This is a genomic window from Rubellimicrobium roseum, from assembly GCF_006152145.1.
Taxonomy (GTDB): Bacteria; Pseudomonadota; Alphaproteobacteria; order Rhodobacterales; family Rhodobacteraceae; genus Rubellimicrobium; species Rubellimicrobium roseum.
Window position 1 is genome coordinate 33,200 of record NZ_VDFV01000003.1, and the last position, 20,537, is coordinate 53,736.

Sequence of the window (20,537 nt, forward strand, 5' to 3'; positions counted from 1 at the left end):
GCCTTAGCGGCGCACCTTTGGCGGGCGGAACGCCACCCGCATCGACGGGCAGAGGGCAATTAGTTCCATGTCTTGCGCGGCCTCGTGCCGGGGGCGAAACGGATCGCGTGCAATTACAGATGTCTGCAATCTTCTGCACGCCGAACTTCCCAATGGCGAGTTCATGGGCATCGCCCAAGTTGCAATGCACCAGCGGTCGGATGAGTTGCCCAAGCAGATCGCCCCTGTCAAAAGAACGAAGCGCATCGCCGACCTGGGTGGCGCGGCGGTGGTCGAGGTGACGACCCAGGGCGTCCCCGAACCCGAGGTGGCGCTGCGCTCGACAGCTTCGATGCTGTGAAACCGCGCCGGTCAGGCATCGCACCGGTCACGAGCCGCCGGATCGAGCAAGGATGTCCCTTCGCTCGGCGCCTTTTCGATGCTGGCGGATTTCCGACGCGACACGGAGCAGACGCCGTGCGCCGGGGAGGGCAGCGACAAGCATCTCTGACTTGGAGGGATCAACTGCCGCGTCCACGACCACGGCAAGCGCCTCTCGGGCCGGGGCGGCCCGAGCCCGCCAGTCAGGACATCGTCCGCCTAGCCGCCCTCCAAGCCTCGGGGGTGGTTCCTTCCGCTTCACGGAAGGTACGGATGAGATGGGAGGCGTCGCAGAAGCCGGTTTCGGCCGCGATGCGCGCCACCGAGCGGTCTGTCCGGGCGAGCAGGTGGCGCGCCTGCGCCAGGCGGATTCGCCGGTCGGCCTCGCGCGGGGTCACGCCCAGCGCGTCGGCGAAGTGGCGCTCCAGCCGGCGCCGGCCGACGCCCAGGCGGGTGGCGAGGTCCGTCACGCCCAGCGGCGCCTCCATCGACTGCTGCATGGCGAGAAGGGCGCGCTTCACCAGCGGGTCGGGGGTGGTCAGTTCCAGCGGCAGGCCGGGCTGGGGCCGCTCGGCGCCCATCGCCTCGTCGATGATCATGATGGCAAGGCTCTTCCTGGCCGCCGCCGGGCCGATGTGGCGATCCACGAGGAAGGCGGCCAGATGCGCCGAGGAGGCCCCGCCCGAGCAGGACAGCCGGTCGCGGTCCACCACGAAGATCTGGTCCGACACGGGCACGAGACCGTCGAACTCGTGCAGGAAGTCCTCGTGATGGAACCAGCTCACGCAGGCCTTGTAGCCGTTCATCAGCCCCGCGCGGTGCAGGATGAAGGTGCCCGTGCAGACCCCCACCAGCGGCACGCCCGCCTCGGCCGCGCGGCGCAGGAACGCGGTGTGGTCAGGGTGCAGGCGCTCGATCTCGTCCACGAGACCGCCCACCACCACCACGTAGTCGAAGCGCTTGGGGTCGCCCAGCGGCTCCTCAGGGCTGACGCGGACGCCGCAGCTCGACGGCACGGGGTCGGGGCCGGGCGAGAGCACGCGCCACTGGCACAGGATCGGGCGCGACCGGTCGCCCTCGTCGGCGGCCAGCCGCAGCACGTCCACGAAGTTGGCGAAGGCGCAGAGCGTGAAGCGCGGCGCCAGGATGAAACCGATGCGCAGGCGGGGGGCAGGAGAGGGCATGGCGGATCACGGGACAATGGAGCCGTCCCGTTCATACAACGGTTCTGACGCAATAATACAGGCCCAGGCCGCCGGTTCTGTCATCATGCCGTCATCTGACGCGCCCTGACCGCGAGTCCCTGCATGACCCATTACTCCGCCTTCGCCCTCCTCAAGAACGCCCTGTCCGGCCACAAGAACTGGCGCGAGCAGTGGCCCGATGCCCAGCCCAAGGCCGAGTACGACGTGATCATCGTCGGCGCGGGCGGGCACGGGCTCGGCGCGGCCTACTACCTTGCCAAGGAGCACGGGATCACCAACGTCGCGGTGATCGACAAGGGATGGCTCGGCGGCGGCAACACCGGCCGCAACACCACCATCGTCCGCTCAAACTATCTCTATGACGAAAGCGCGCGGCTCTACGACCACGCCCTCGACCTGTGGGACGACCTGAGCCAGGACCTCAACTACAACGTCATGTATTCGAAGCGCGGCGTCATGATGCTCGCGCACAACGTCCACGACGTCCAAAGCTTTCAACGCCACATCCACTCGAACCGCCTCAACGGCGTGGACAACCGTTGGCTCTCGCCCGCGCAGGCCAAGGAGTTCTGCCCGCCTCTCAACATCTCGCCGGACGCGCGCTACCCGGTGATGGGCGCGGCGCTGCAGATGCGGGCCGGCACGGCGCGGCACGACGCCGTGGCCTGGGGCTACGCGCGGGCGGCGGCGGCGCGGGGCGTGGACATCATCCAGAACTGCCCCGTCATCGCCATCCGCCGCGGACCCGACGGCGCCGTGCAGGGCGTGGACACCGCCAAGGGCTTCATCAAGGCCAAGAAGGTGGCCGTCTCGGCCGCCGGGAACACCTCGGTCGTGATCCAGTCGGCGGGCCTGCGGATGCCGCTCGAAAGCTACCCGCTGCAGGCGCTCGTCTCCGAACCCGTGAAGCCGATCTTCCCCTGCGTGGTGATGTCCAACACCGTCCACGCCTACATCAGCCAGTCCGACAAGGGCGAGCTGGTCATCGGCTCGGGCACGGACCAGTACGTGAGCTACTCGCAGCGCGGTGGCCTGCCGTTGATCGAGCACACGGTCGCGGCGATCTGCGAGGTGTTCCCGATCTTCTCGCGGATGCGGATGCTGCGGAAATGGGGCGGCATCGTCGACGTGACGCCCGACCGCTCGCCCATCCTGGGCAAGCTTCCCGTCAAGGGGCTCTACGTCAACTGCGGCTGGGGGACGGGCGGATTCAAGGCCACGCCCGGCGCGGGGCATCTCCTCGCCTGGACCGTTGCCAAGGACGAGCCACACCCAATCAACGCGCCCTTCACGCTCGAACGCTTCACCACCGGCCGGCTGATCGACGAGGCCGCCGCCGCTGCCGTCGCGCACTGAGGTCCACATGCTCCTGATCCACTGCCCCTACTGCGACGAGACCCTCCCCGAGCCCGAGTTCGCCTACGCGGGCGAGGCGCATATTGCGCGCCCCGCCGACCCCATGGCGCTCACGGACGAGGAATGGCGCGACTTCCTGTTCATCCGCTCGAACCCGCGCGGCACCCATTATGAGCGCTGGCGGCACGTCCACGGCTGCGGGCGCTTCTTCAACGCGATCCGCGATACCGTGAGCGATAAGTTCGCCATGACCTACCGCGCGGGCGAGCCGCGCCCGAACCTCGACGCCCTCAAGGAGGCCGCCGAATGACGCAGCCGTTCCGCATCCCCGGCCGCGGCCGGGTCGACCAGTCCCGCCCGGTGCAGTTCACGTTCGACGGCCGCACCGTCACCGGCTGCCTGGGCGACACCGTGGCCTCGGCGCTGCTCGCCAACGGCATCCACCTGATGGGCCGGAGCTTCAAATACCACCGCCCCCGCGGCGTCGTTTCCGCCGGGTCCGAGGAGCCCAACGCGCTCGTGGGGACCTCGCGGGGGCCGGGCCGCTTCGAGCCCAACACCCGCGCGACCATGCAGGAGATCTGGGACGAGCTGCGGGTCGAAAGCCAGAACCGCTGGCCCGGCCTCGCATTCGACATCGGTGCGATCAACGACCGCTTCGGGCGCTTCCTGCCCGCAGGCTTCTACTACAAGACCTTCATGTGGCCGCGCTCCTTCTGGGACAAGGTCTACGAGCCCTTCATCCGCGCCGCGGCGGGCCTGGGCCGCTCGCCCACCGAGCCCGACCCTGACCTCTACGCGAGCCGCAACCTCCATTGCGAGGTCCTCGTCGTGGGCGCGGGCCCGGCGGGCCTCGCCGCCGCGCTGGCGGCCGGGCGCTCGGGCGCCTCGGTCGTCCTCGTGGACGAGCAGTCCGCGATGGGGGGCACGCTGCTGTCCGAGCCCGACGTCCGCATCGACGGGCAGGGGGCCTGGGACTGGCTGGCCGCGACGCTGGCCGAGCTGCGGTCCCTGCCGAGCGTGCGGCTCATGACCCGCACGACGGCCATCGGCTATTACCACCAGAACATGGTTGGCCTCTGCCAGCGCGTGACCGACCACCTCGCAAGCCCGCCCGAGGGCGCCCCGCGCGAGCGGCTCTGGCGCGTCCGCGCTGGGCAGGTCGTGCTGGCCCAGGGCGCCATCGAGAAGCCGCTGGTGTTCGACGGCAACGACCGTCCCGGCGTGATGCTGGCGGGCGCGGCGCAGACCTTCCTACACCGCTTCGGCGTGAAGGTCGGTGACCGCGCCGTGGTCGTCACCAGCCATGACAGCGCCTGGCATACGGCCTTCGACCTCGCGCGGGCGGGGGTCAGGGTGCCGGCCATCGTCGACGTGCGGGCACAGGTCCCGCCGGATCTGGCGGCCCGGGCGCGGTCGCTGGGCATCGAGGTCCTGGCCAGCCATACCGTCACCGGCACGACCGGGCGGCTCCGCGTGGCCTCGGTCATGGTCAACCCAGTGCGGGGCGACCGCGTCGGCCCCTGGCGCGGCATCGACTGCGACGCTCTGCTGATGTGCGGCGGCTGGACGCCCTCGCTCCACCTCTTCTCGCACACCAAGGGCTCGCTGGCCTGGGACGCGCAGGCCGGGGCCTTCCTGCCCGACCGCAAGACAGAGGACTGCGAGATCGCCGGCGCGGGCCGGGGTCTCTGGGGCATCGCGGCGGCGCTGGAGGACGGCGCCAAGGCGGGCACGGCGGCGGCCAAGGCCCTGGGCCGCGTGGCGGGCGTCGGGACCTTCGCGGTCGAGGACGACCGCACGGGCAGCGGCGTGGTGGTCAAGGAACTGCCCACCGACCGCGACGCGAGCTTGGCAAAGGCCTTCATCGACTTCCAGAACGACGTGACCGCCAAGGACATCCGCCTCGCCGTGCGCGAGGGGATGCGCTCCATCGAGCACGTCAAGCGCTACACTACCAACGGGATGGCGACCGACCAGGGAAAGCTGTCCAACATCAACGGCCTGATGATCGCAGCCGACGCGCTGGGCAAGGAAGCGCCGCAGGTGGGCCTGACCACCTTCCGCCCGCCTTACGCGCCCACGACCTTCGGGGCTTTGGCAGGTTACCACCGGGGCAGCCACTTCGAGGTCACGCGCAAGACGCCCATCGACGCCTGGGCCGAGTCGCGGGGCGCGGTCTTCGAGCCCGTCGCCCTCTGGCGCCGTGCCCGCTACTTCCCGCAAGGGGCCGAGGACATGCGCGCCGCCGTGGCCCGCGAATGCCGGGCGGTGCGGACGGCCGTGGGCCTCTTCGACGCCTCGACCCTGGGCAAGATCGAGGTCATGGGACCGGACGCCGCGACCTTCCTCGAACGGATGTACACCAACCCCTGGGCCAAGCTGCAGCCGGGCCGCTGCCGCTACGGCCTCCTGCTGGGCGAGGACGGCTTCATCCGCGACGACGGCGTGATCGGGCGCCTCACAGCAGACAAGTTCCACGTCACGACCACCACGGGCGGCGCGGCGCGCGTCCTGAACATGATGGAGGACTACCTCCAGACCGAATGGCCCGATCTCGACGTCTGGCTCACCTCCACGACGGAAGCCTGGGCCGTGGCCGCCGTCCAGGGCCCCAACGCCCGCAAGCTGCTGGAGCCGCTGGTCGAGGGGCTGGACCTCTCGGACGCTGCCTTCCCGCACATGGCGGTGGCGGAATGCACCGTCGCGGGCTTCCCGGCGCGGCTCTTCCGGGTGTCCTTCACGGGTGAGCTGGGTTTCGAGATCAACGTCCCCGCCCGCCACGGCCTCGCGTTGTGGGAGAAGCTCTGGCAGGCCGGCCAGTCCCACGGGATCACCGCCTACGGCACCGAGACGATGCACGTCCTGCGGGCCGAGAAGGGCTTCATCCTCGTGGGCCAGGATACCGACGGCACCGTGACCCCCGGCGACGCCGGACTCGACTGGGCCATCGGCAAGCAGAAAAAGGACTTCGTGGGCAAGCGCTCGCTCCAGCGGCCCGACATCGTGGCCAAGGGGCGCAAGCAGCTCGTGGGCCTTCTGACCGAGGACCCCAGGGAGGTGCTGGAAGAGGGCGCGCAGATAGTGGCCGACCCCCACCAGCCCGTGCCGATGACGATGATCGGCCACGTGACCTCCTCCTACTGGTCCGAGGCGCTGGGTCGCTCGATCGCCATGGCGCTGGTCGAGGGCGGGCGCGACCGCGAGGGGCAGACCCTTCACATCCCCATGCCGGGCCGCACCCTGCGGGCCAAGGTGACGGGAACCGCCTTCGTCGATCCCGAAGGCCAACGGCTCAAGGTCTGAGAGGCACGCCATGACCGCACAGATCCACACCTTTCCCCGCTCGCCCGTGACCGTGGCGGTCCGTCCGCTGGCCACGCGCTTCTCGCTCCGCCTGCGGCCCGGGCACCGGGAGACGGGGGAGGCCGCGCTCGGCCTGCCCCTGCCGCATCGCATCGGCCGCATCTCCGTCGAGGGCGGTCGGCAGGCGCTCTGCCTCGGTCCCGACGAATGGCAGCTCGACGCGCCCGAGGCCGAGGCCGACGCGATCCGCGCCGCGCTGCCGGGCTCCCTTCCGCACGCGTTGGTCGAAGTCACCGACCGCGAGGTGACCTTCGTCCTCGAAGGCCCGGGCGTGCTCGACCTCCTGTCCATCGGCATCGCCCGCGACCTGTCCCGCCTCGAAATCGGCCGTGGCGCGCGCACCGTGTTCGACGGGGTGCAAGCGGTGCTGGTGCGCGAAGCCGGGGAGCGCTTCACCCTCTCGGTCTGGCGCAGCTTCGCGCCCCATGTCGAAGAGCTGCTCCACCGCGGCGCCCGCGAACTCGCTCTCGGGCTCTAGCCGGCAGGTCCCCACCGGCGCGGGCGCGCGGCTCGTGCCGTCACGTCACGGCTGGCCGCTTCAGGAACCCCCGCGCGCGCCCGACGTTTCCCTCCCAGGGAGTCGGCCGATCCATCGGCCGGGGGGAGGATGACAGGAATGGCACGACGCTGCCGCCCGGCCGTGGGCGGGGCGCCTCTGGGGCGCCCATGACGGCCCGCGTGTCGCTCGACGACAAGTACGCGGCCACGGAAGGGCGCGTCTTCCTGACCGGTATCCAAGCCCTCGTTCGCCTGCCCATGACGCAGATGCGGCGCGACCGCGCAGCGGGGCTCAACACCGCCGCCTTCATCTCGGGCTACCGCGGCTCGCCGCTGGGCGGCTACGACCAGCAGCTTCTCGCGGCCCGGCGCTTTCTCGACCCGCTGGACGTCACATTCCAGCCGGGGCTGAACGAGGACCTCGCCGCCACCGCTGTCTGGGGCAGCCAGCAGGTGCCGCTGTCCAAGCGGGCAACCAAGGACGGCGTCGTCGGCCTCTGGTACGGCAAGGGGCCCGGCGTGGACCGCTCGGGCGACGTGTTCAAGCACGCCAACGCCGCAGGAACCTCCGCTCACGGAGGAGTCCTCGCCATCGCGGGGGACGACCACACCTGCAAGTCCTCCTCGATCCCGCACCAGTCCGACCACGCCTTCATCTCGGCGATCATGCCGGTGCTGTACCCATCCTCCGTGCATGAGTTCCTGCCGCTCGGGCTCCTCGGCATCGCCATGTCGCGCTTCTCGGGCTGCTGGGTCGGCTTCAAGGTGATCTCCGAGACGGTCGAGACCACCGCCGTCGTGGACCTCGCGCCCGAGTCCCGCCAGTTCGTGACTCCGGAGGACTTCGAGCTGCCCCCCGGCGGCCTCAACATCCGCTGGCCCGACCCGCCGCTCGTGCAGGACGAGCGCCTCCAGGAATGGAAGGGCTACGCCGCCCGCGCCTTCGCCCGCGCGAACCGGGTGGACGAGGTCACCTTCGACACGCCCGGCGCCCGCTTCGGCATCGTGGCCTCCGGCAAGGCCTACGAGGACGTGGACCAGGCGCTGCGCGAGCTGGGCCTGGGCGAGCGCGAGCTGCATCAGGCCGGCGTGCGCATCTACAAGGTCCGGATGCCCTGGCCGCTGGAGCCCGAGGGCGTCCGTGCCTTCTCCATGGGGCTTGAGGAGGTGCTGGTCGTCGAGGAGCGGCGCGAGATCATCGAGCACCAGATCAAGCAGCAGCTCTTCAACTGGCGCGCGGACGTGCGGCCGCGGATCGTGGGCAAGTTCGACCACATGGACCGGCCCTTCCTGCACCTCTCGGCGGGTCTGACGGTGGCCGAGGTCGCCCGCGCCATCGTGGACCGGCTGGTGGCCAACGGCCTGCCCGACGACCTGAAGGCCCGCATCACCGAGCGGATCGAGCGCATGGAGCGGCTGGAGCGCGACATCGCCGGCCACCAGCCCCCGGTGATCCGGCGGCCCTGGTATTGCGCGGGCTGCCCGCACAACACCTCGACGCGCGTGGTCGAGGGCTCGACCGCCATGGCGGGCATCGGCTGCCACTACATGGTCCAGTGGATGGACCGCAGCACCGACACCATCACCCACATGGGAGGGGAGGGCGTCCCCTGGACCGCGCTGTCCCGCTACACCGACGAGCCGCACCGCTTCGTCAACCTGGGCGACGGCACCTTCTTCCACTCCGGCATCCTCGCCATCCGGCAGGCGGTCGCGGCCAAGACCAACATCACCTACAAGCTCCTTTACAACGACGCCGTCGCCATGACCGGCGGGCAGCGCGTCGACGGCGAACTCTCCCCCGAGCGCCTGACCCACATGCTCCGCAACGAGGGCGTGCAGGAGATCCGCTTTCTGGCCGAGACGCCCGAGGCCTACGATCCCTCCGACCTGCCCCCCGGCACGCAGATCCGCCCCCGCGATACCATCGACGACACGATGCGCGAATTGCGCGACCTGCCGGGCGTCACCGCCATCGTCTATGTCCAGACCTGCGCGGCCGAGAAGCGGCGGCGCCGAAAGCGCGGCACGCTCCCCGACCCCGACTTGCGGCTCTGGATCAGCCCCGAGGTCTGCGAGGGCTGCGGCGACTGCTCGGTCCAGTCGAACTGCGTGGCCGTCGAGCCGCTGGAAACCGAGATGGGTCGCAAGCGGCGCATCAATCAGTCCTCGTGCAACAAGGACTATTCCTGCCTCAAGGGCTTCTGCCCCTCCTTCGTGACCGTGAAGGGCGGCCAGCCCCGCCGGCTCGCGGCGGCGGCCGGGCCCGATACGGCCGACCTTCCCGCGCCAGTCCTGCCGACCCTGGACCGCACTTGGAACATCGCCGTGGCGGGCGTCGGCGGCACGGGCGTCCTGACCATCGGCGCGGTCCTCGGGATGGCGGCGCACCTCGACGGGCTGAGCCCCATGGTGCTCGACATGGCCGGGCTCGCGCAGAAGGGGGGGGCGGTCCTCAGCCACATCCGCATCGGGCGCGGCGACCGCACTCTGACCGAGCCCCGCATCGTCACGGGCGGCGCGGACGTGCTGCTCGCCGCCGACACCGTTGTGGCGGTTTCCAAGGAAGCCGCCGTCCTCTGCGACCCGCAGCGCACGGCGGGCGTGGTGAACACCCACCTCACGCCGGTCTCGGACTTCGTGCGCAACCGCGACTTCGACTTCCGGCAGCGCGACACCGAGACAATGCTGCAAGGCCACCTCAAGTCGCGCCATTTTCACGATTTCACCGCGGCGGGCCTGGGCGTCGCCGGGGACGAGATCGCCTCCAACGTCCTCATGCTCGGTTACGCCTGGCAGCAGGGCCTCGTCCCCGTCTCGCTGGCGTCCATCGAGCAGGCCATCCGTCTCAACGGCGTGGCGGTGCAGGCCAACCTCGACGCCTTCGCCTGGGGCCGGGTCATGGCGCACGATCCCGCGCGGCTGCCACAGCGGCCCAAGGCGGACCGGCCGTCGCTGGACGAGATGACCGTGCCCGAGATCGTCGCCCACCGGCGCGACCACCTCACCGTCTATCAGGGCCGCAAGCTCGCCGACCGCTACGCCGCCCTGGTGGCGCGGGTAGAGGAGGGAACGCAAAGGCTCTCCGATTCCGCGATGCGCGAACGCATTGCCCGCGCCGTCGCCACCGGCTATGCCCGCCTCCTCGCGCCCAAGGACGAATACGAGGTCGCCCGCCTGCTGACCGCCCCCGAGTTTCGGCAAGGCCTGGAGGAGGCCTTCGAAGGCGACTTCAGCATCGCGCTGAACCTCGTTCCGCCGAGCCTGCGCGCGGCTGGCGAGAACGGCGAACGCCCGCCCAAGCGCGAGTTCGGGCCCCGGATCTTCCCGGTCCTCAAGGCGCTCGCCCGCATGAGGCACCTCCGCGGCACGCCGCTCGACCCCTTCGGCCGCAGCGCCGAGCGCCGGGCCGAGCGCGCCCTGATCCGCGACTACGAGGCCGACGTGGACCGGGTGCTCGCGCGCCTAACCGACGCCAGCGCCCCTACGGTGCTCGCGCTCCTCGATCTCGCCAATCAGATCCGCGGTTACGGCCCCGTGAAAGCCGCAGTGATGGAGGCCGCTGCCACGTCCCGCGCCCGGCTCCTTGACGAGCTGGAGCGCCCCGCCCAGCCTCCCACGACCACCCACGCCATGGCCGCCGAATGAACGCGCCACTTCTCCGCTTCGACCTGGGCGACGATCTCGGCGCGTTGCGGGACCTTGTGCAGCGCTGGGCGCAGGAGCGCCTGAAGCCCATGGCCGCCAGCATCGACCGGCAGAACCTCTTCCCAGCCGAGCTTTGGCCCGAGATGGGCGACCTCGGCCTCCTCGGCCTCACGGTCCCCGAGGAGTTCGGCGGCACGGCGCTGGGCTACCTCGCCCACGTCGTCGCGGTCGAGGAGATCGCCCGCGCCAGCGCCTCCGTCTCGCTCTCCTACGGCGCGCATTCCAACCTTTGCGTGAATCAGCTCGCGCTGAACGGCAGCCCCGACCAGAAGGCCCGCTTCCTCCCCGACCTCGTGGCGGGCCGCAAGGTCGGCGCTCTTGCCATGTCCGAAACCGGCGCGGGCTCCGACGTCGTCGGCATGAGGGCCCGCGCCGAGCGCCGGGGCGACGCCTTCATCCTGAACGGATCGAAATACTGGATCACCAACGGCCCCGACGCCGACGTGGCGATCGTCTACGCCAAGACCGACCCCGACGCCGGGTCCAAGGGCATCACCGCCTTCCTGATCGAACGGGGCACCCCCGGCTTCGTCCAGTCGCCGCACCTCGACAAGCTCGGCATGCGCGGCTCCAACACCGGCGAGCTGGTCTTCACCGACTGCGCGGTGCCGCCCGAGAACGTGTTGGGCGAGGTCAACCGCGGCACCCGCGTCCTCATGTCCGGCCTGGACTACGAACGCGTGGTCCTCGCCGGCATCGGCCTCGGCATCATGCAGGCCTGCTTCGACGAGGTGCTGCCTTACGTCCGCGAGCGCCGGCAGTTCGGCCAGCCCATCGGGTCCTTCCAGCTCATGCAGGCCAAGGTCGCGGACATGCACGTCGCTCTCAACACCGCCCGCGCCTACACCTACGAGGTCGCGCGCGCCTGCGACCGGGGCCGCGTGACCCGCGCCGATGCCGCCGCCTGCGTGCTCTACGCCTCCGAGCAGGCCATGGTGCAGGCCCATCAGGCCGTGCAGGCGCTGGGCGGGGCCGGGTTCCTCAACGACTCGACCGTCAGCCGCCTCTTCCGCGACGCCAAGCTCATGGAGATCGGCGCGGGCACGAGCGAGATCCGGCGCATGCTGATCGGGCGCGAGCTGATCGGGACCTGAATGCGCCTCAAGACCCACGCCCAGCACGGCTCCGAGACCTTCAAGGCCAACCGCGCCGCTCACCTCGCGCTGCTCCGGCAGGCGCGCGACGCCGCCGAGGCCGCCGCCCAAGGGGGTGGTCCCCAGGCCCGCGAACGCCATGTCGCGAGGGGCAAGCTCCTCCCCCGCGACCGCGTCGCCAACCTCCTCGACGCAGGCTCCCCGTTTCTCGAAATCGGCGCGACCGCCGCCCACGGCATGTACGACAACGCCGCCCCCGGCGCGGGGCTGATCGCCGGGGTGGGCCGCGTCCATGGCCTCGACGTCATGGTCGTCGCCAACGACGCCACCGTGAAGGGCGGCACCTACTACCCGATGACCGTCAAGAAGCACCTCCGCGCGCAGGAGATCGCGGAGGAATGCCACCTCCCCTGCGTCTATCTCGTGGACAGCGGCGGCGCGAACCTGCCCAACCAGGACGAGGTCTTTCCCGACCGCGACCACTTCGGCCGCATCTTCTACAATCAGGCGCGCATGAGCGCGAAGGGCATTCCCCAGATCGCCGCCGTCATGGGCTCCTGCACCGCCGGGGGCGCCTACGTCCCCGCCATGTCGGACGTGAGCATCATCGTCCGCAACCAGGGCACCATCTTCCTCGCCGGTCCCCCGCTGGTCCGCGCCGCCACCGGCGAGGTCGTCTCCGCCGAGGACTTGGGCGGCGCCGACGTCCACACCCGCCTGTCCGGCGTTGCGGACTACCTCGCCGAGGACGATCTCCACGCCCTCGCGCTCGCCCGCCGCGCGGTCCTCAGCCTCAACCGGTCCGCCCGCCCGCTCCCCGCCGGCACGCCCCCCGCCCACGACCCCGAGGACCTCCTCGGCATCGTCCCCGCCGACCTCCGCACGCAGTACGACATCCGCGAGGTGATCGCCCGCGTGGTCGACGGCTCCGACTTCGACGAGTTCAAGGCCCGCTTCGGCGAGACGCTCGTCACCGGCTTCGCGCAGGTCATGGGCCAGCCCGTCGGCATCGTCGCCAACAACGGCGTCCTGTTCTCCGAGTCCGCCCAAAAGGGCGCGCACTTCATCGAGCTCTGCTCCCAGCGCCAGATCCCCCTCGTGTTCCTCCAGAACATCACCGGCTTCATGGTCGGCCGCCGCTACGAGAACGAAGGCATCGCCCGCCACGGCGCCAAGATGGTGACGGCCGTCGCCACCACCGCCGTCCCCAAGGTCACACTGATCGTCGGCGGCTCCTTCGGGGCGGGCAACTACGGCATGGCGGGCCGCGCTTACTCGCCGCGCTTCCTCTGGACCTGGCCCAACTCGCGCATCTCCGTGATGGGCGGAGAGCAGGCGGCGGGCGTCCTCGCCACCGTCCGCCGCGACGGGATCGAGAGGGCAGGGGGCCAGTGGTCCCCCGACGAGGAGGCCGAGTTCAAGCGCCCCACGCAGGAGATGTTCGACCGACAAAGCCACCCCCTCTACGCCTCCGCCCGCCTCTGGGACGACGGCGTCATCGACCCAAGGAAGACGCGCGAGGTGCTGGCCCTGTCGTTGTCCGCCGCCCTGAACGCCCCTCAAGAGAGCACACGTTTCGGCGTGTTTCGGATGTGAAACGATGTTCCAGCGCATCCTGATCGCCAACCGGGGGGAGATCGCCTGCCGTATCATCGACACGGCCCGCCGGCTCGGCGTGGACACGGTCGCCGTCTTCTCCGACGCCGACGCCGACTCGCGGCACGTCGCCCTAGCCGACCGCGCGGTGCGGATCGGCCCCTCGCCCGCCGCTGAGAGCTACCTGAACGCGTGGGCCATTTTGGACGCAGCTCGGACCACGGGCGCGCAGGCCATCCACCCCGGCTACGGCTTTCTGTCCGAGAACCCCGACTTCTCCGACGCGGTGACCCAGGCGGGCCTCGCCTTCATCGGCCCCTCCGCCGCCGCCATCCGCGCCATGGGCATCAAGGATGCCGCCAAGGCGCTGATGGAGCGGGCCGGGGTGCCGGTCGTCCCCGGCTACCACGGCGAGGACCAATCACCCGAGCGCCTTGCCGCCGAGGCCGGCCGGATCGGCTATCCCGTCCTCATCAAGGCCGTCGCGGGCGGCGGTGGCAAGGGGATGCGCCGCGTGGACGACCCCGTGCGCTTCCCCGAGGCGCTGGCCGCTGCCCGGCGTGAGGCGCAGAATGCCTTCGGCAACGACGCCGTCCTGATCGAAAAGTACGTCGCCACTCCCCGCCACATCGAGGTGCAGGTCTTCGGCGACGGCACCCGCGCCGTCCACCTCTTCGAGCGCGACTGCTCCCTCCAGCGCCGCCACCAGAAGGTCATCGAAGAGGCCCCCGCGCCGGGCATGCCCGACGACATGCGGCAGGCGATGGGGAGCGCCGCCGTCCGCGCCGCCGAGGCCATCGGCTACTCCGGGGCGGGCACCGTCGAGTTCATCGTGGACGCCTCCGACGGCCTGCGCGCCGACCGCTTCTGGTTCATGGAGATGAACACCCGCCTGCAGGTCGAACATTCCGTGACCGAGGCGATCACCGGACTCGACCTCGTGGAATGGCAACTCCGCGTCGCCGCCGGCGAGCCGCTTCCCCTCCAGCAGGAGGACCTGACGATCCGCGGCCACGCCGTCGAGGCCCGCCTTTACGCAGAGGACGTCTCCGCCGGCTTCCTCCCCGCCACCGGCCGCCTGTCACGGCTCCGCTTCCCCGAGGGCGTCCGTATCGAGACCGGCGTGCGCGAAGGCGATGCGATCACCCCCTGGTACGACCCGATGATCGCCAAGCTCATCGCCCACGGTCCCACGCGCGGGGCCGCGCTCGACCGTCTCGCCCGCGCTCTCGCCGGGACCCAAGTCGCGGGCTGCACGACGAACCTTGCCTTCCTGTCCGCGCTTCTGGCGCAGCCGGACTTCCGCGCGGGCCGCCTCGACACCGGCCTGATCGAGCGCGACCTGCCAACGCTCACCCAAGCCGCTTCGCCCCCGCCCGAGGCGACGGCGTTCGCCGCCCTGGCGGCCGCCGATCCCGACGCGGGCCCGCTCGCCGGCTTCCATTTCTGGACACCGCTCACCCACCGCGTCGCATTGCGCCGGGGGGACGAGGCGGTGACGGCCCAGGTCACCATCCTGGCCGACCGCGCCACCGTCACGCTCGACGACCACACGCTGGAGGCCACCCGGCGCGGCGACCGCTGGCAGGTCGGCGCCTCTGACTTCGACCTCCTCGCCGAGCCCGACCGGATCACCGTCTTCGCCGGTCCCCTCGGCACCCACGTCTTCGCGATCCCTGACCCGCTCGACCGCGAGACGGCCGCGGCCGGGGCGGACGTGACGCTCTCGCCCATGCCGGGACTCGTGCGCGCGCTCTTCGTGGCGCCCGGCCAGGAGGTGCGGCGCGGCGACACCCTCGCCGTGGTGGAAGCCATGAAGATGGAGCACGCCCTCACCGCCTCGCGCGACGGCATCGTGGCCGAGGTGCTGGCCGGGGAGGGCGCCCAGGTCGAGGCCGGCGCGCCCCTGATCCGCCTGGAGCCCGCCGATGGCTGACGTCGAGATTGTCGAGGTCGGCCCCCGCGACGGCCTCCAGAACGAAGCCCGGATCATCCCGACGGCCAAGAAGATCGCCCTGATCGACACGCTCGCCGCCGCTGGCTTCCGCCGCATCGAGGTGGCGTCCTTCGTGAGCCCCCGCTGGGTCCCCCAGATGGCCGACTGCGCCGAGGTCCTGGCGCAGGTCCATGGCCTGGGCCCGCGCTTGATGGCACTGGTCCCCAACCTCAAGGGCTTCGATGCCGCGATGGCCGCGCGCACCGACGTGATCGCCGTCGTCACCGCCGCCTCCGAGGGCTTCGCCCGCGCCAACCTGAACGCGTCCGTCGCGGAGAGCCTCGACCGCCTCCGCCCGGTGCTGGAGGCCGCCCGCCGCATCGCCATCCCTGTCCGGGGCTACGTCTCGACCGTCACCGACTGCCCCTACGACGGCCCGACCCCGCCCGGCTCGGTCGCCCGCATCGCCGCCGCCCTGCGCGACATGGGCTGCGAGGAGATCGCCTTGGGCGAGACCCTCGGCCGCGCCATGCCCGAGAGCATCGACGCCATGCTCCGCGCCGTGCTGGAGGAACTGCCCCCCGACCGCCTCGCCGGGCACTTCCACGACACCGCGGGCCGCGCACTGGACAATGTGGACGCCGCTTTCGACCGCGGCTTGCGCATCTTCGACGCCTCCATCGCGGGTCTCGGCGGCTGCCCCTTCGCCCCCGGCGCCGCTGGCAACGTGGTGACCGAATCTCTCCACGACCACCTGACAGCGCGGGGCCACCGCACCGGCCTCGACCGCGCGGCGCTCCTGCGGGCCACCGACCTCGCCCGCTCGCTCCGGGACCCCCCATGACGCTCCGGCTTGAGACCGACCCTCGCGGCATCGCCCGCCTCACCCTGAGCCGCCCCGAGCGGCACAACGCGCTCGACGCACCCCTGATGGACGCGCTGACCGAGGCCGCCCACCGCATCGCCCGGGACCCCGCCATCCGCGTCGTCGTGCTTGCCTCCACCGGCCCCACCTTCTGCGCCGGGGGCGATCTCGGCTGGATGCGCGCCCAGACCGAGGCCGACGGTCCCACCCGCGCCGCCGAGGCCCGCCGCCTCGCCGGGATGCTCCACGCGCTCGACACGCTGCCCAAGCCGCTGATCGCCGAGGTGCGGGGCCCGGCCTATGGCGGCGGCGTAGGGCTTCTCGCGGTCTGCGACATCGCGGTCGCCGCCGACACCGCGACCTTCGCCATGACCGAGACGCGCCTGGGCCTCATCCCCGCGACCATCGGTCCCTATGTCCTCGCGCGGATCGGCGAGCCCGCCGCGCGCCGCCTGATGCTCCCCGCCCGCCGCTTCGACGCGACCGAGGCCGTCGCGCTCCAGCTTCTCGCCCGCGCCGTCTCACCCGACGCCCTCGCCGCAGCCGTCGAGGAGGAGGCCACCGCCTTCCTCGCCTGCGCCCCGGGCGCGGTCGCGGACGCCAAGGCCCTGATCCACAGCCTGCGCCCGCCCGTCCCCGACGCCGTCGAGCGCTCCGTCGCCGCCCTCGTCGCCCGATGGGAGAGCGAGGAGGTGCGCGAGGGCCTGCGCGCCTTCTTCGCCCGCGAACCCACCCCTTGGACGCGTGGCTGACCCCACTGGACCCGAATCGCGAAGGGTGCCACCCCTTCGCCCAGCGAACAGGGAGGAGCCCGCATGATCCTGGAAACCGCCGAGCTGACCGTCACGCCCGGTCACGAAGCCCAATTCGAGGCCGCCGTGCGCGAGGCGATCCCCCTGTTCCTGGCCTCGCGCGGCTGCCGGGGCGTCCGCCTGCACCGCGTGATCGAGACGCCCGGCCTCTACCGTCTCCTCGTCGACTGGGCGACGCTGGAGGACCACACCGTCCACTTCCGCGGCTCGGAGGCCTTCACGCAATGGCGGGCGCTCGTCTCGCCCCATTTCGCGGCGCCTCCCAGCGTGACCCATTCCGAGGAGGCGCTCGCCTCCGGTTGACAGCCCCGCGCCCGGACCGGAAGGTCGCGCGAGCCCATCCAAGGAGGCAGGACATGGCCGTCGAGGACTACGGACGCATCGGGAACGATCCCGTGCAGGCGGTGACCCTGGTGAACGGTCCCCTGCGCGCCCGGCTCATCACCTATGGCGCCCGCCTGACCGAGCTGCACGTCCCCGACCGCGAGGGCCGGACGGCGGACATCGTGCTGGGCCACGACACGCTGGCGGAGTACGAGGCCAGCAAGGCCTTTTTCGGCGCCACCGCCGGGCGCTACGCCAACCGCATCCGGCGCGGCCGCTTCCATCTCGACGGGCGGGACCACCAGCTCGACGTCAACGAGGGCCCGAACCACCTCCACGGCGGGCGGGCGGGCTTCGACCGGGCGAACTGGCGGCTGGACGAGGCGACGGAAACCCGCGCCGTCCTGTCCCTGATCTCGCCCGACGGCGACATGGGCTACCCCGGCGCCTGCCATGCGGTCACGACCTACGAGCTCGCGGACGAGAGGACGTTCCGCATCACCATGACCGCGAGCGCCAGCGCCCCCACGCCGGTCAACATCGTCCACCATTCCTACTTCAACCTGGCGGGGCAGGGGGATGTGCTGGGGCAGGAGCTTCGCCTCGACGCCCCCTTCTACACCCCCGTCGACGCCGAGCTGCTGGCCACGGGCGAAATCCTGTCGGTCGCGGGCACCCCCTTCGACTTCACCACCCCCAAGCCCATCGGCCGCGACTTCGCCGCCCTGGGCGCGGTGGGCGAAGGGGTGTTCGATTCGGGCGGCGGCTACGACCACAACTGGGTCTTGGCCGGGGCGGGCGAGGCGATGCGGCTCTGCGCCGAGGCGCGCGACCCCGCCTCGGGCCGCCGCATGAGGCTTCTCACCAACCAGCCGGGCGTGCAGCTTTACACGGGCGGCTACCTGAACGAGCAGGTCATCGGAAAAGGCGGCCGCCCCCTCCAGCGCTTCGCGGGCTTCACGCTGGAAACGCAGGTCTTTCCCGGCTCGCCCAACCACGCGCATTTCCCGTCCAGCATCCTGCGGCCGCGTCAGACCTACGACCACCGGATGGAGTTCGACTTCTCCGCCGATTGATTCGGCACGCCTGTCAAGGTGTTGCGCGAAACGGTCCCCCACCGTTCGGTGGTCGAAGAAACCGTTTACGATTTTTCCCTAGCCTGGGTTCATTCACAGGAGGGAAACCATGTCCGACAACTTCCAGAACCACCAGCGGGGCCTCGAAAGCCCCGCCGACCGCCATCAGGCGATCACGCCGTCCGACACGGCCCCGGTCGTGCCGCGCCCCCGCGCGCTCTGGTGCCAGACGGCGGGCGACCTGGCCATCGAGGACCGCGACGGCACGCGCCTGACCTATGCGGTTGCCGCGGGCCAGATCCTGCCCTTCCGCGCAGTCCGGGTGCTGGCCACCGGCACCACTGCCACCGTCTACGGGTGGGACTGATGATCGGCCTCACCCTCGGGCTGACGGGCGCGGCCGTGCGGCCGCCGTCGGCCCAGATCATCTGGATCATCGCCCCGACCACGATCATCGCGGCGGGCTCGGTCATCCGGGGCGCCTGATCATGGCGACGCGGTGTCTGTCCGATCGTCACAATGCGCTCGTCCTCTGCAGGGCGGGCGCGTCCGGGATTTCAACCCGCCCAGGCCAGCTCCGGCCCCTTGGGCACGATGCCCGTCGGGTTCAGCGCCCGGATCGAATGGTAGCCGCGTTTGATGTGATCCAGGCTGACCGTGGGGCGCACGCCCGGCATGTCCAGCACGCGCAGCATGTAGCCTTGAAGCGCCGGGTAATCCGCGATCCGGCGCAGGTTGCACTTGAAAAGGCCGTGATAGGCCGCGTCGAAGCGCACCAGCGTCACGAACAGCCGCACGTCGGCCTCGGTCATCCGGTCGCCCAGAAGGAAGCGCCGGCCGTCCTCAAGACGAGCCTCCAGTCCATCAAGCTGGGCGAAGACCTCGGCGAACGCCTCCTCGTAGGCCTCCTGCGTGGTGGCGAAGCCCGCCCGGTACACCCCGTTGTTCAGGCGCGGATAGATTCGGTCGTTCAGGGCGTCGATCTCGGCGCGCAGGTCCTCCGGGTAGAGGTCGGGACCCGAGGCAAGCTCCCCGAATCCCGAATCCAGCATCCGCAGGATGTCGGCCGACTCGTTCGAAACGATGGTCCGGGCCCGCTTGTCATAGAGCACCGGCACCGTCGCCCGCCCGGTGAAGTCCGGGTCAGCGGCCGTGTAGATCTGGTGCAGGTACCCGGCGCCCGTCACCGGGTCGCCGTCGCCGGGAAAGCGCCAGCCCTGGGTGGAGAGTTCCGGCTCCACCACCGAGACGGAGATGACCTTTTCCAGCCCTTTCAGCGCACGGCCGATCAGGGTGCGCGAGGCCCAGGGGCAGATCAGCGCCACATGGAGGTGGTAGCGCCCGGCTTCGGCCGGAAAGCCTCCCCGGCCGGTCGGACCGGGCGAGCCGTCCGGCGTCACCCAGTGGCGGAAGGACGACACCTGCCGGACGAAGCCGCCCTTCTCGTCCTTGGCCTGCACGGGCTGCCAATCCTCGGTCCAGCGGCCGTTCACCAGCATTCAGGCCTCCTTCTCCGTCAGGCTCACCGAGGTGCCCCAAGGGTCGGCAAGGCTCATGGCCCCGCCGGTCCGGCCCAGGATCGGGGCGAGCGCCGCCGGCTCGGCGAGGATCTGGAGATCGGCGAGGCCAGTGGAGGGGTAGGACCGGCGTGCCGCGCCCCGGCTGTTCCAGACATTCGCGCCCAGATGGTGATGGTAGCCCCCCGACCCGAGGAAGCTCGCGCCCGGGTAATGGGTGACGATCTCGAAGCCCAGGGTCCCGTGGTAGAAGGCCTCGGCCTCCGGGACCGCGCCTACCTGCAGGTGGACATGACCCACGACGGTGCCCTCCGGCGCCCCCCTCCAGGGTCCATCGGCGGCTCCGGCCACCCCGGTGACGTCCATGGGCAGGGTATCCATGCGGATCGCCCCGTCCTCCACCGGCCAAACCGCACGCGGTTTGTCGGCATAGACCTCGATCCCGTTGCCTTCGGGGTCGGCCAGGTAGACGGCCTCGCTCACGAGGTGGTCGGAGGCGCCCTGGACGGGCACGCCGGTCTCGGCCGCGTGCCGAAGCCATCGCCCCAGCGCGGCGCGCGAGGGCAGGAGGAACGCCGTGTGGAAGAGCCCTGCCTCGCGCCGGGAGGAGCGTCGGGCGGCGCGATCCTGGCGGAGTTCCAGCAGCACGCGATCGCCCGCGCCGAGGAGAGCGTTGTCGCCGTCCCCGCCCAGACGCGAAAGACCGAGGGCCTGCTCATAGAAGCCCTGCACGGCGGCAAGGTCGTTCACGGTCAGCGCGACGCGGCCGATCTCGAGTGGAGCGGAGGCGGTGGACATGGACGATCTCCCAGAAGGACGTGGCG

17 protein-coding genes are annotated in these 20,537 nt (G+C 71.0%); 14 read left to right on the top strand and 3 right to left on the bottom strand.

Annotation, left to right across the window (positions count from 1 at the left end; genetic code table 11):
* Positions 1-163 precede the first annotated feature (163 nt).
* Positions 164-340, top strand: coding sequence for a hypothetical protein (locus tag FHG71_RS23415; RefSeq protein ID WP_176559285.1), 177 nt, complete (start codon positions 164-166; stop codon positions 338-340).
* Between the two features lie 223 nt (positions 341-563).
* Here the strand turns inward: FHG71_RS23415 and FHG71_RS04185 are convergent, their stop codons facing one another.
* Positions 564-1,544, bottom strand: a complete 981-nt coding sequence (locus FHG71_RS04185; RefSeq protein WP_139080374.1) for a GlxA family transcriptional regulator — start codon at positions 1,542-1,544, stop codon at positions 564-566.
* A gap of 123 nt (positions 1,545-1,667) precedes the next feature.
* Here FHG71_RS04185 and FHG71_RS04190 point away from each other — a divergent pair, with 123 nt between their 5' ends.
* From FHG71_RS04190 to FHG71_RS04250, 13 genes are all read left to right on the top strand, one after another.
* Complete coding sequence (locus tag FHG71_RS04190; protein ID WP_139080375.1) at positions 1,668-2,921, top strand: sarcosine oxidase subunit beta family protein; 1,254 nt, start codon at positions 1,668-1,670, stop codon at positions 2,919-2,921.
* Positions 2,922-2,928: 7 nt separating this feature from the next.
* A complete protein-coding gene (locus FHG71_RS04195; protein WP_139080376.1) occupies positions 2,929-3,231 on the top strand; it encodes a sarcosine oxidase subunit delta in 303 nt (100 codons plus the stop codon).
* On the top strand, positions 3,228-6,227 hold the full coding sequence (locus FHG71_RS04200) for a sarcosine oxidase subunit alpha (protein ID WP_139080377.1): 3,000 nt from the start codon (positions 3,228-3,230) through the stop codon (positions 6,225-6,227). The genes FHG71_RS04195 and FHG71_RS04200 overlap by 4 nt, the downstream gene beginning before the upstream one ends.
* A gap of 10 nt (positions 6,228-6,237) precedes the next feature.
* On the top strand, positions 6,238-6,765 hold the full coding sequence (locus FHG71_RS04205) for a sarcosine oxidase subunit gamma (RefSeq protein WP_139080378.1): 528 nt from the start codon (positions 6,238-6,240) through the stop codon (positions 6,763-6,765).
* A 188-nt stretch (positions 6,766-6,953) separates the two neighbouring features.
* A complete protein-coding gene (locus tag FHG71_RS04210; protein WP_139080379.1) occupies positions 6,954-10,433 on the top strand; it encodes an indolepyruvate ferredoxin oxidoreductase family protein in 3,480 nt (1,159 codons plus the stop codon).
* Complete coding sequence (locus tag FHG71_RS04215) at positions 10,430-11,587, top strand: acyl-CoA dehydrogenase family protein (protein WP_139080380.1); 1,158 nt, start codon at positions 10,430-10,432, stop codon at positions 11,585-11,587. The genes FHG71_RS04210 and FHG71_RS04215 overlap by 4 nt, the downstream gene beginning before the upstream one ends.
* Positions 11,588-13,183: a carboxyl transferase domain-containing protein gene (locus tag FHG71_RS04220; RefSeq protein WP_139080381.1), complete on the top strand. Its 1,596-nt coding sequence runs from the start codon at positions 11,588-11,590 to the stop codon at positions 13,181-13,183.
* A gap of 4 nt (positions 13,184-13,187) precedes the next feature.
* Positions 13,188-15,119, top strand: a complete 1,932-nt coding sequence (locus FHG71_RS04225) for an acetyl/propionyl/methylcrotonyl-CoA carboxylase subunit alpha (protein WP_139080382.1) — start codon at positions 13,188-13,190, stop codon at positions 15,117-15,119.
* The gene (locus tag FHG71_RS04230; RefSeq protein WP_139080383.1) at positions 15,112-15,963 is read left to right on the top strand and encodes a hydroxymethylglutaryl-CoA lyase; all 852 of its coding nucleotides are present in this window, start codon (positions 15,112-15,114) and stop codon (positions 15,961-15,963) included. The genes FHG71_RS04225 and FHG71_RS04230 overlap by 8 nt, the downstream gene beginning before the upstream one ends.
* Positions 15,960-16,736 carry a crotonase/enoyl-CoA hydratase family protein gene (locus FHG71_RS04235; RefSeq protein WP_139080384.1) on the top strand — a complete coding sequence of 259 codons (777 nt, stop codon included), beginning with the start codon at positions 15,960-15,962 and terminating at the stop codon, positions 16,734-16,736. The genes FHG71_RS04230 and FHG71_RS04235 overlap by 4 nt, the downstream gene beginning before the upstream one ends.
* Positions 16,737-16,799: 63 nt before the next feature.
* Complete coding sequence (locus FHG71_RS04240; RefSeq protein ID WP_139080385.1) at positions 16,800-17,099, top strand: antibiotic biosynthesis monooxygenase family protein; 300 nt, start codon at positions 16,800-16,802, stop codon at positions 17,097-17,099.
* Positions 17,100-17,152: 53 nt separating this feature from the next.
* Positions 17,153-18,196 carry an aldose epimerase family protein gene (locus FHG71_RS04245; RefSeq protein WP_139080386.1) on the top strand — a complete coding sequence of 348 codons (1,044 nt, stop codon included), beginning with the start codon at positions 17,153-17,155 and terminating at the stop codon, positions 18,194-18,196.
* A 109-nt stretch (positions 18,197-18,305) separates the two neighbouring features.
* Entirely contained in the window at positions 18,306-18,563 is a 258-nt protein-coding gene (locus FHG71_RS04250; protein ID WP_139080387.1) for a spike base protein, RCAP_Rcc01079 family, read from the top strand.
* 190 nt (positions 18,564-18,753) lie between these two features.
* Here FHG71_RS04250 and FHG71_RS04255 read toward each other — a convergent pair whose 3' ends face one another.
* Positions 18,754-19,695: a glutathione S-transferase family protein gene (locus FHG71_RS04255; RefSeq protein ID WP_139080388.1), complete on the bottom strand. Its 942-nt coding sequence runs from the start codon at positions 19,693-19,695 to the stop codon at positions 18,754-18,756.
* Positions 19,696-20,511, bottom strand: a complete 816-nt coding sequence (locus tag FHG71_RS04260) for a VOC family protein (protein WP_139080389.1) — start codon at positions 20,509-20,511, stop codon at positions 19,696-19,698.
* Positions 20,512-20,537 lie beyond the last annotated feature (26 nt).

Coding starts and splice junctions, on each gene's coding strand:
- FHG71_RS04255 (WP_139080388.1), bottom strand. CDS start 19,695: ATGCTGGTGAACGGCCGCTGGACCGAGGATTGGCAGCCCGTGCAGGCC.
- FHG71_RS04230 (WP_139080383.1), top strand. CDS start 15,112: ATGGCTGACGTCGAGATTGTCGAGGTCGGCCCCCGCGACGGCCTCCAG.
- FHG71_RS04260 (WP_139080389.1), bottom strand. CDS start 20,511: ATGTCCACCGCCTCCGCTCCACTCGAGATCGGCCGCGTCGCGCTGACC.
- FHG71_RS23415 (WP_176559285.1), top strand. CDS start 164: ATGGGCATCGCCCAAGTTGCAATGCACCAGCGGTCGGATGAGTTGCCC.
- FHG71_RS04245 (WP_139080386.1), top strand. CDS start 17,153: ATGGCCGTCGAGGACTACGGACGCATCGGGAACGATCCCGTGCAGGCG.
- FHG71_RS04195 (WP_139080376.1), top strand. CDS start 2,929: ATGCTCCTGATCCACTGCCCCTACTGCGACGAGACCCTCCCCGAGCCC.
- FHG71_RS04210 (WP_139080379.1), top strand. CDS start 6,954: ATGACGGCCCGCGTGTCGCTCGACGACAAGTACGCGGCCACGGAAGGG.
- FHG71_RS04240 (WP_139080385.1), top strand. CDS start 16,800: ATGATCCTGGAAACCGCCGAGCTGACCGTCACGCCCGGTCACGAAGCC.
- FHG71_RS04235 (WP_139080384.1), top strand. CDS start 15,960: ATGACGCTCCGGCTTGAGACCGACCCTCGCGGCATCGCCCGCCTCACC.
- FHG71_RS04205 (WP_139080378.1), top strand. CDS start 6,238: ATGACCGCACAGATCCACACCTTTCCCCGCTCGCCCGTGACCGTGGCG.
- FHG71_RS04185 (WP_139080374.1), bottom strand. CDS start 1,544: ATGCCCTCTCCTGCCCCCCGCCTGCGCATCGGTTTCATCCTGGCGCCG.
- FHG71_RS04220 (WP_139080381.1), top strand. CDS start 11,588: ATGCGCCTCAAGACCCACGCCCAGCACGGCTCCGAGACCTTCAAGGCC.
- FHG71_RS04250 (WP_139080387.1), top strand. CDS start 18,306: ATGTCCGACAACTTCCAGAACCACCAGCGGGGCCTCGAAAGCCCCGCC.
- FHG71_RS04225 (WP_139080382.1), top strand. CDS start 13,188: ATGTTCCAGCGCATCCTGATCGCCAACCGGGGGGAGATCGCCTGCCGT.
- FHG71_RS04190 (WP_139080375.1), top strand. CDS start 1,668: ATGACCCATTACTCCGCCTTCGCCCTCCTCAAGAACGCCCTGTCCGGC.
- FHG71_RS04200 (WP_139080377.1), top strand. CDS start 3,228: ATGACGCAGCCGTTCCGCATCCCCGGCCGCGGCCGGGTCGACCAGTCC.
- FHG71_RS04215 (WP_139080380.1), top strand. CDS start 10,430: ATGAACGCGCCACTTCTCCGCTTCGACCTGGGCGACGATCTCGGCGCG.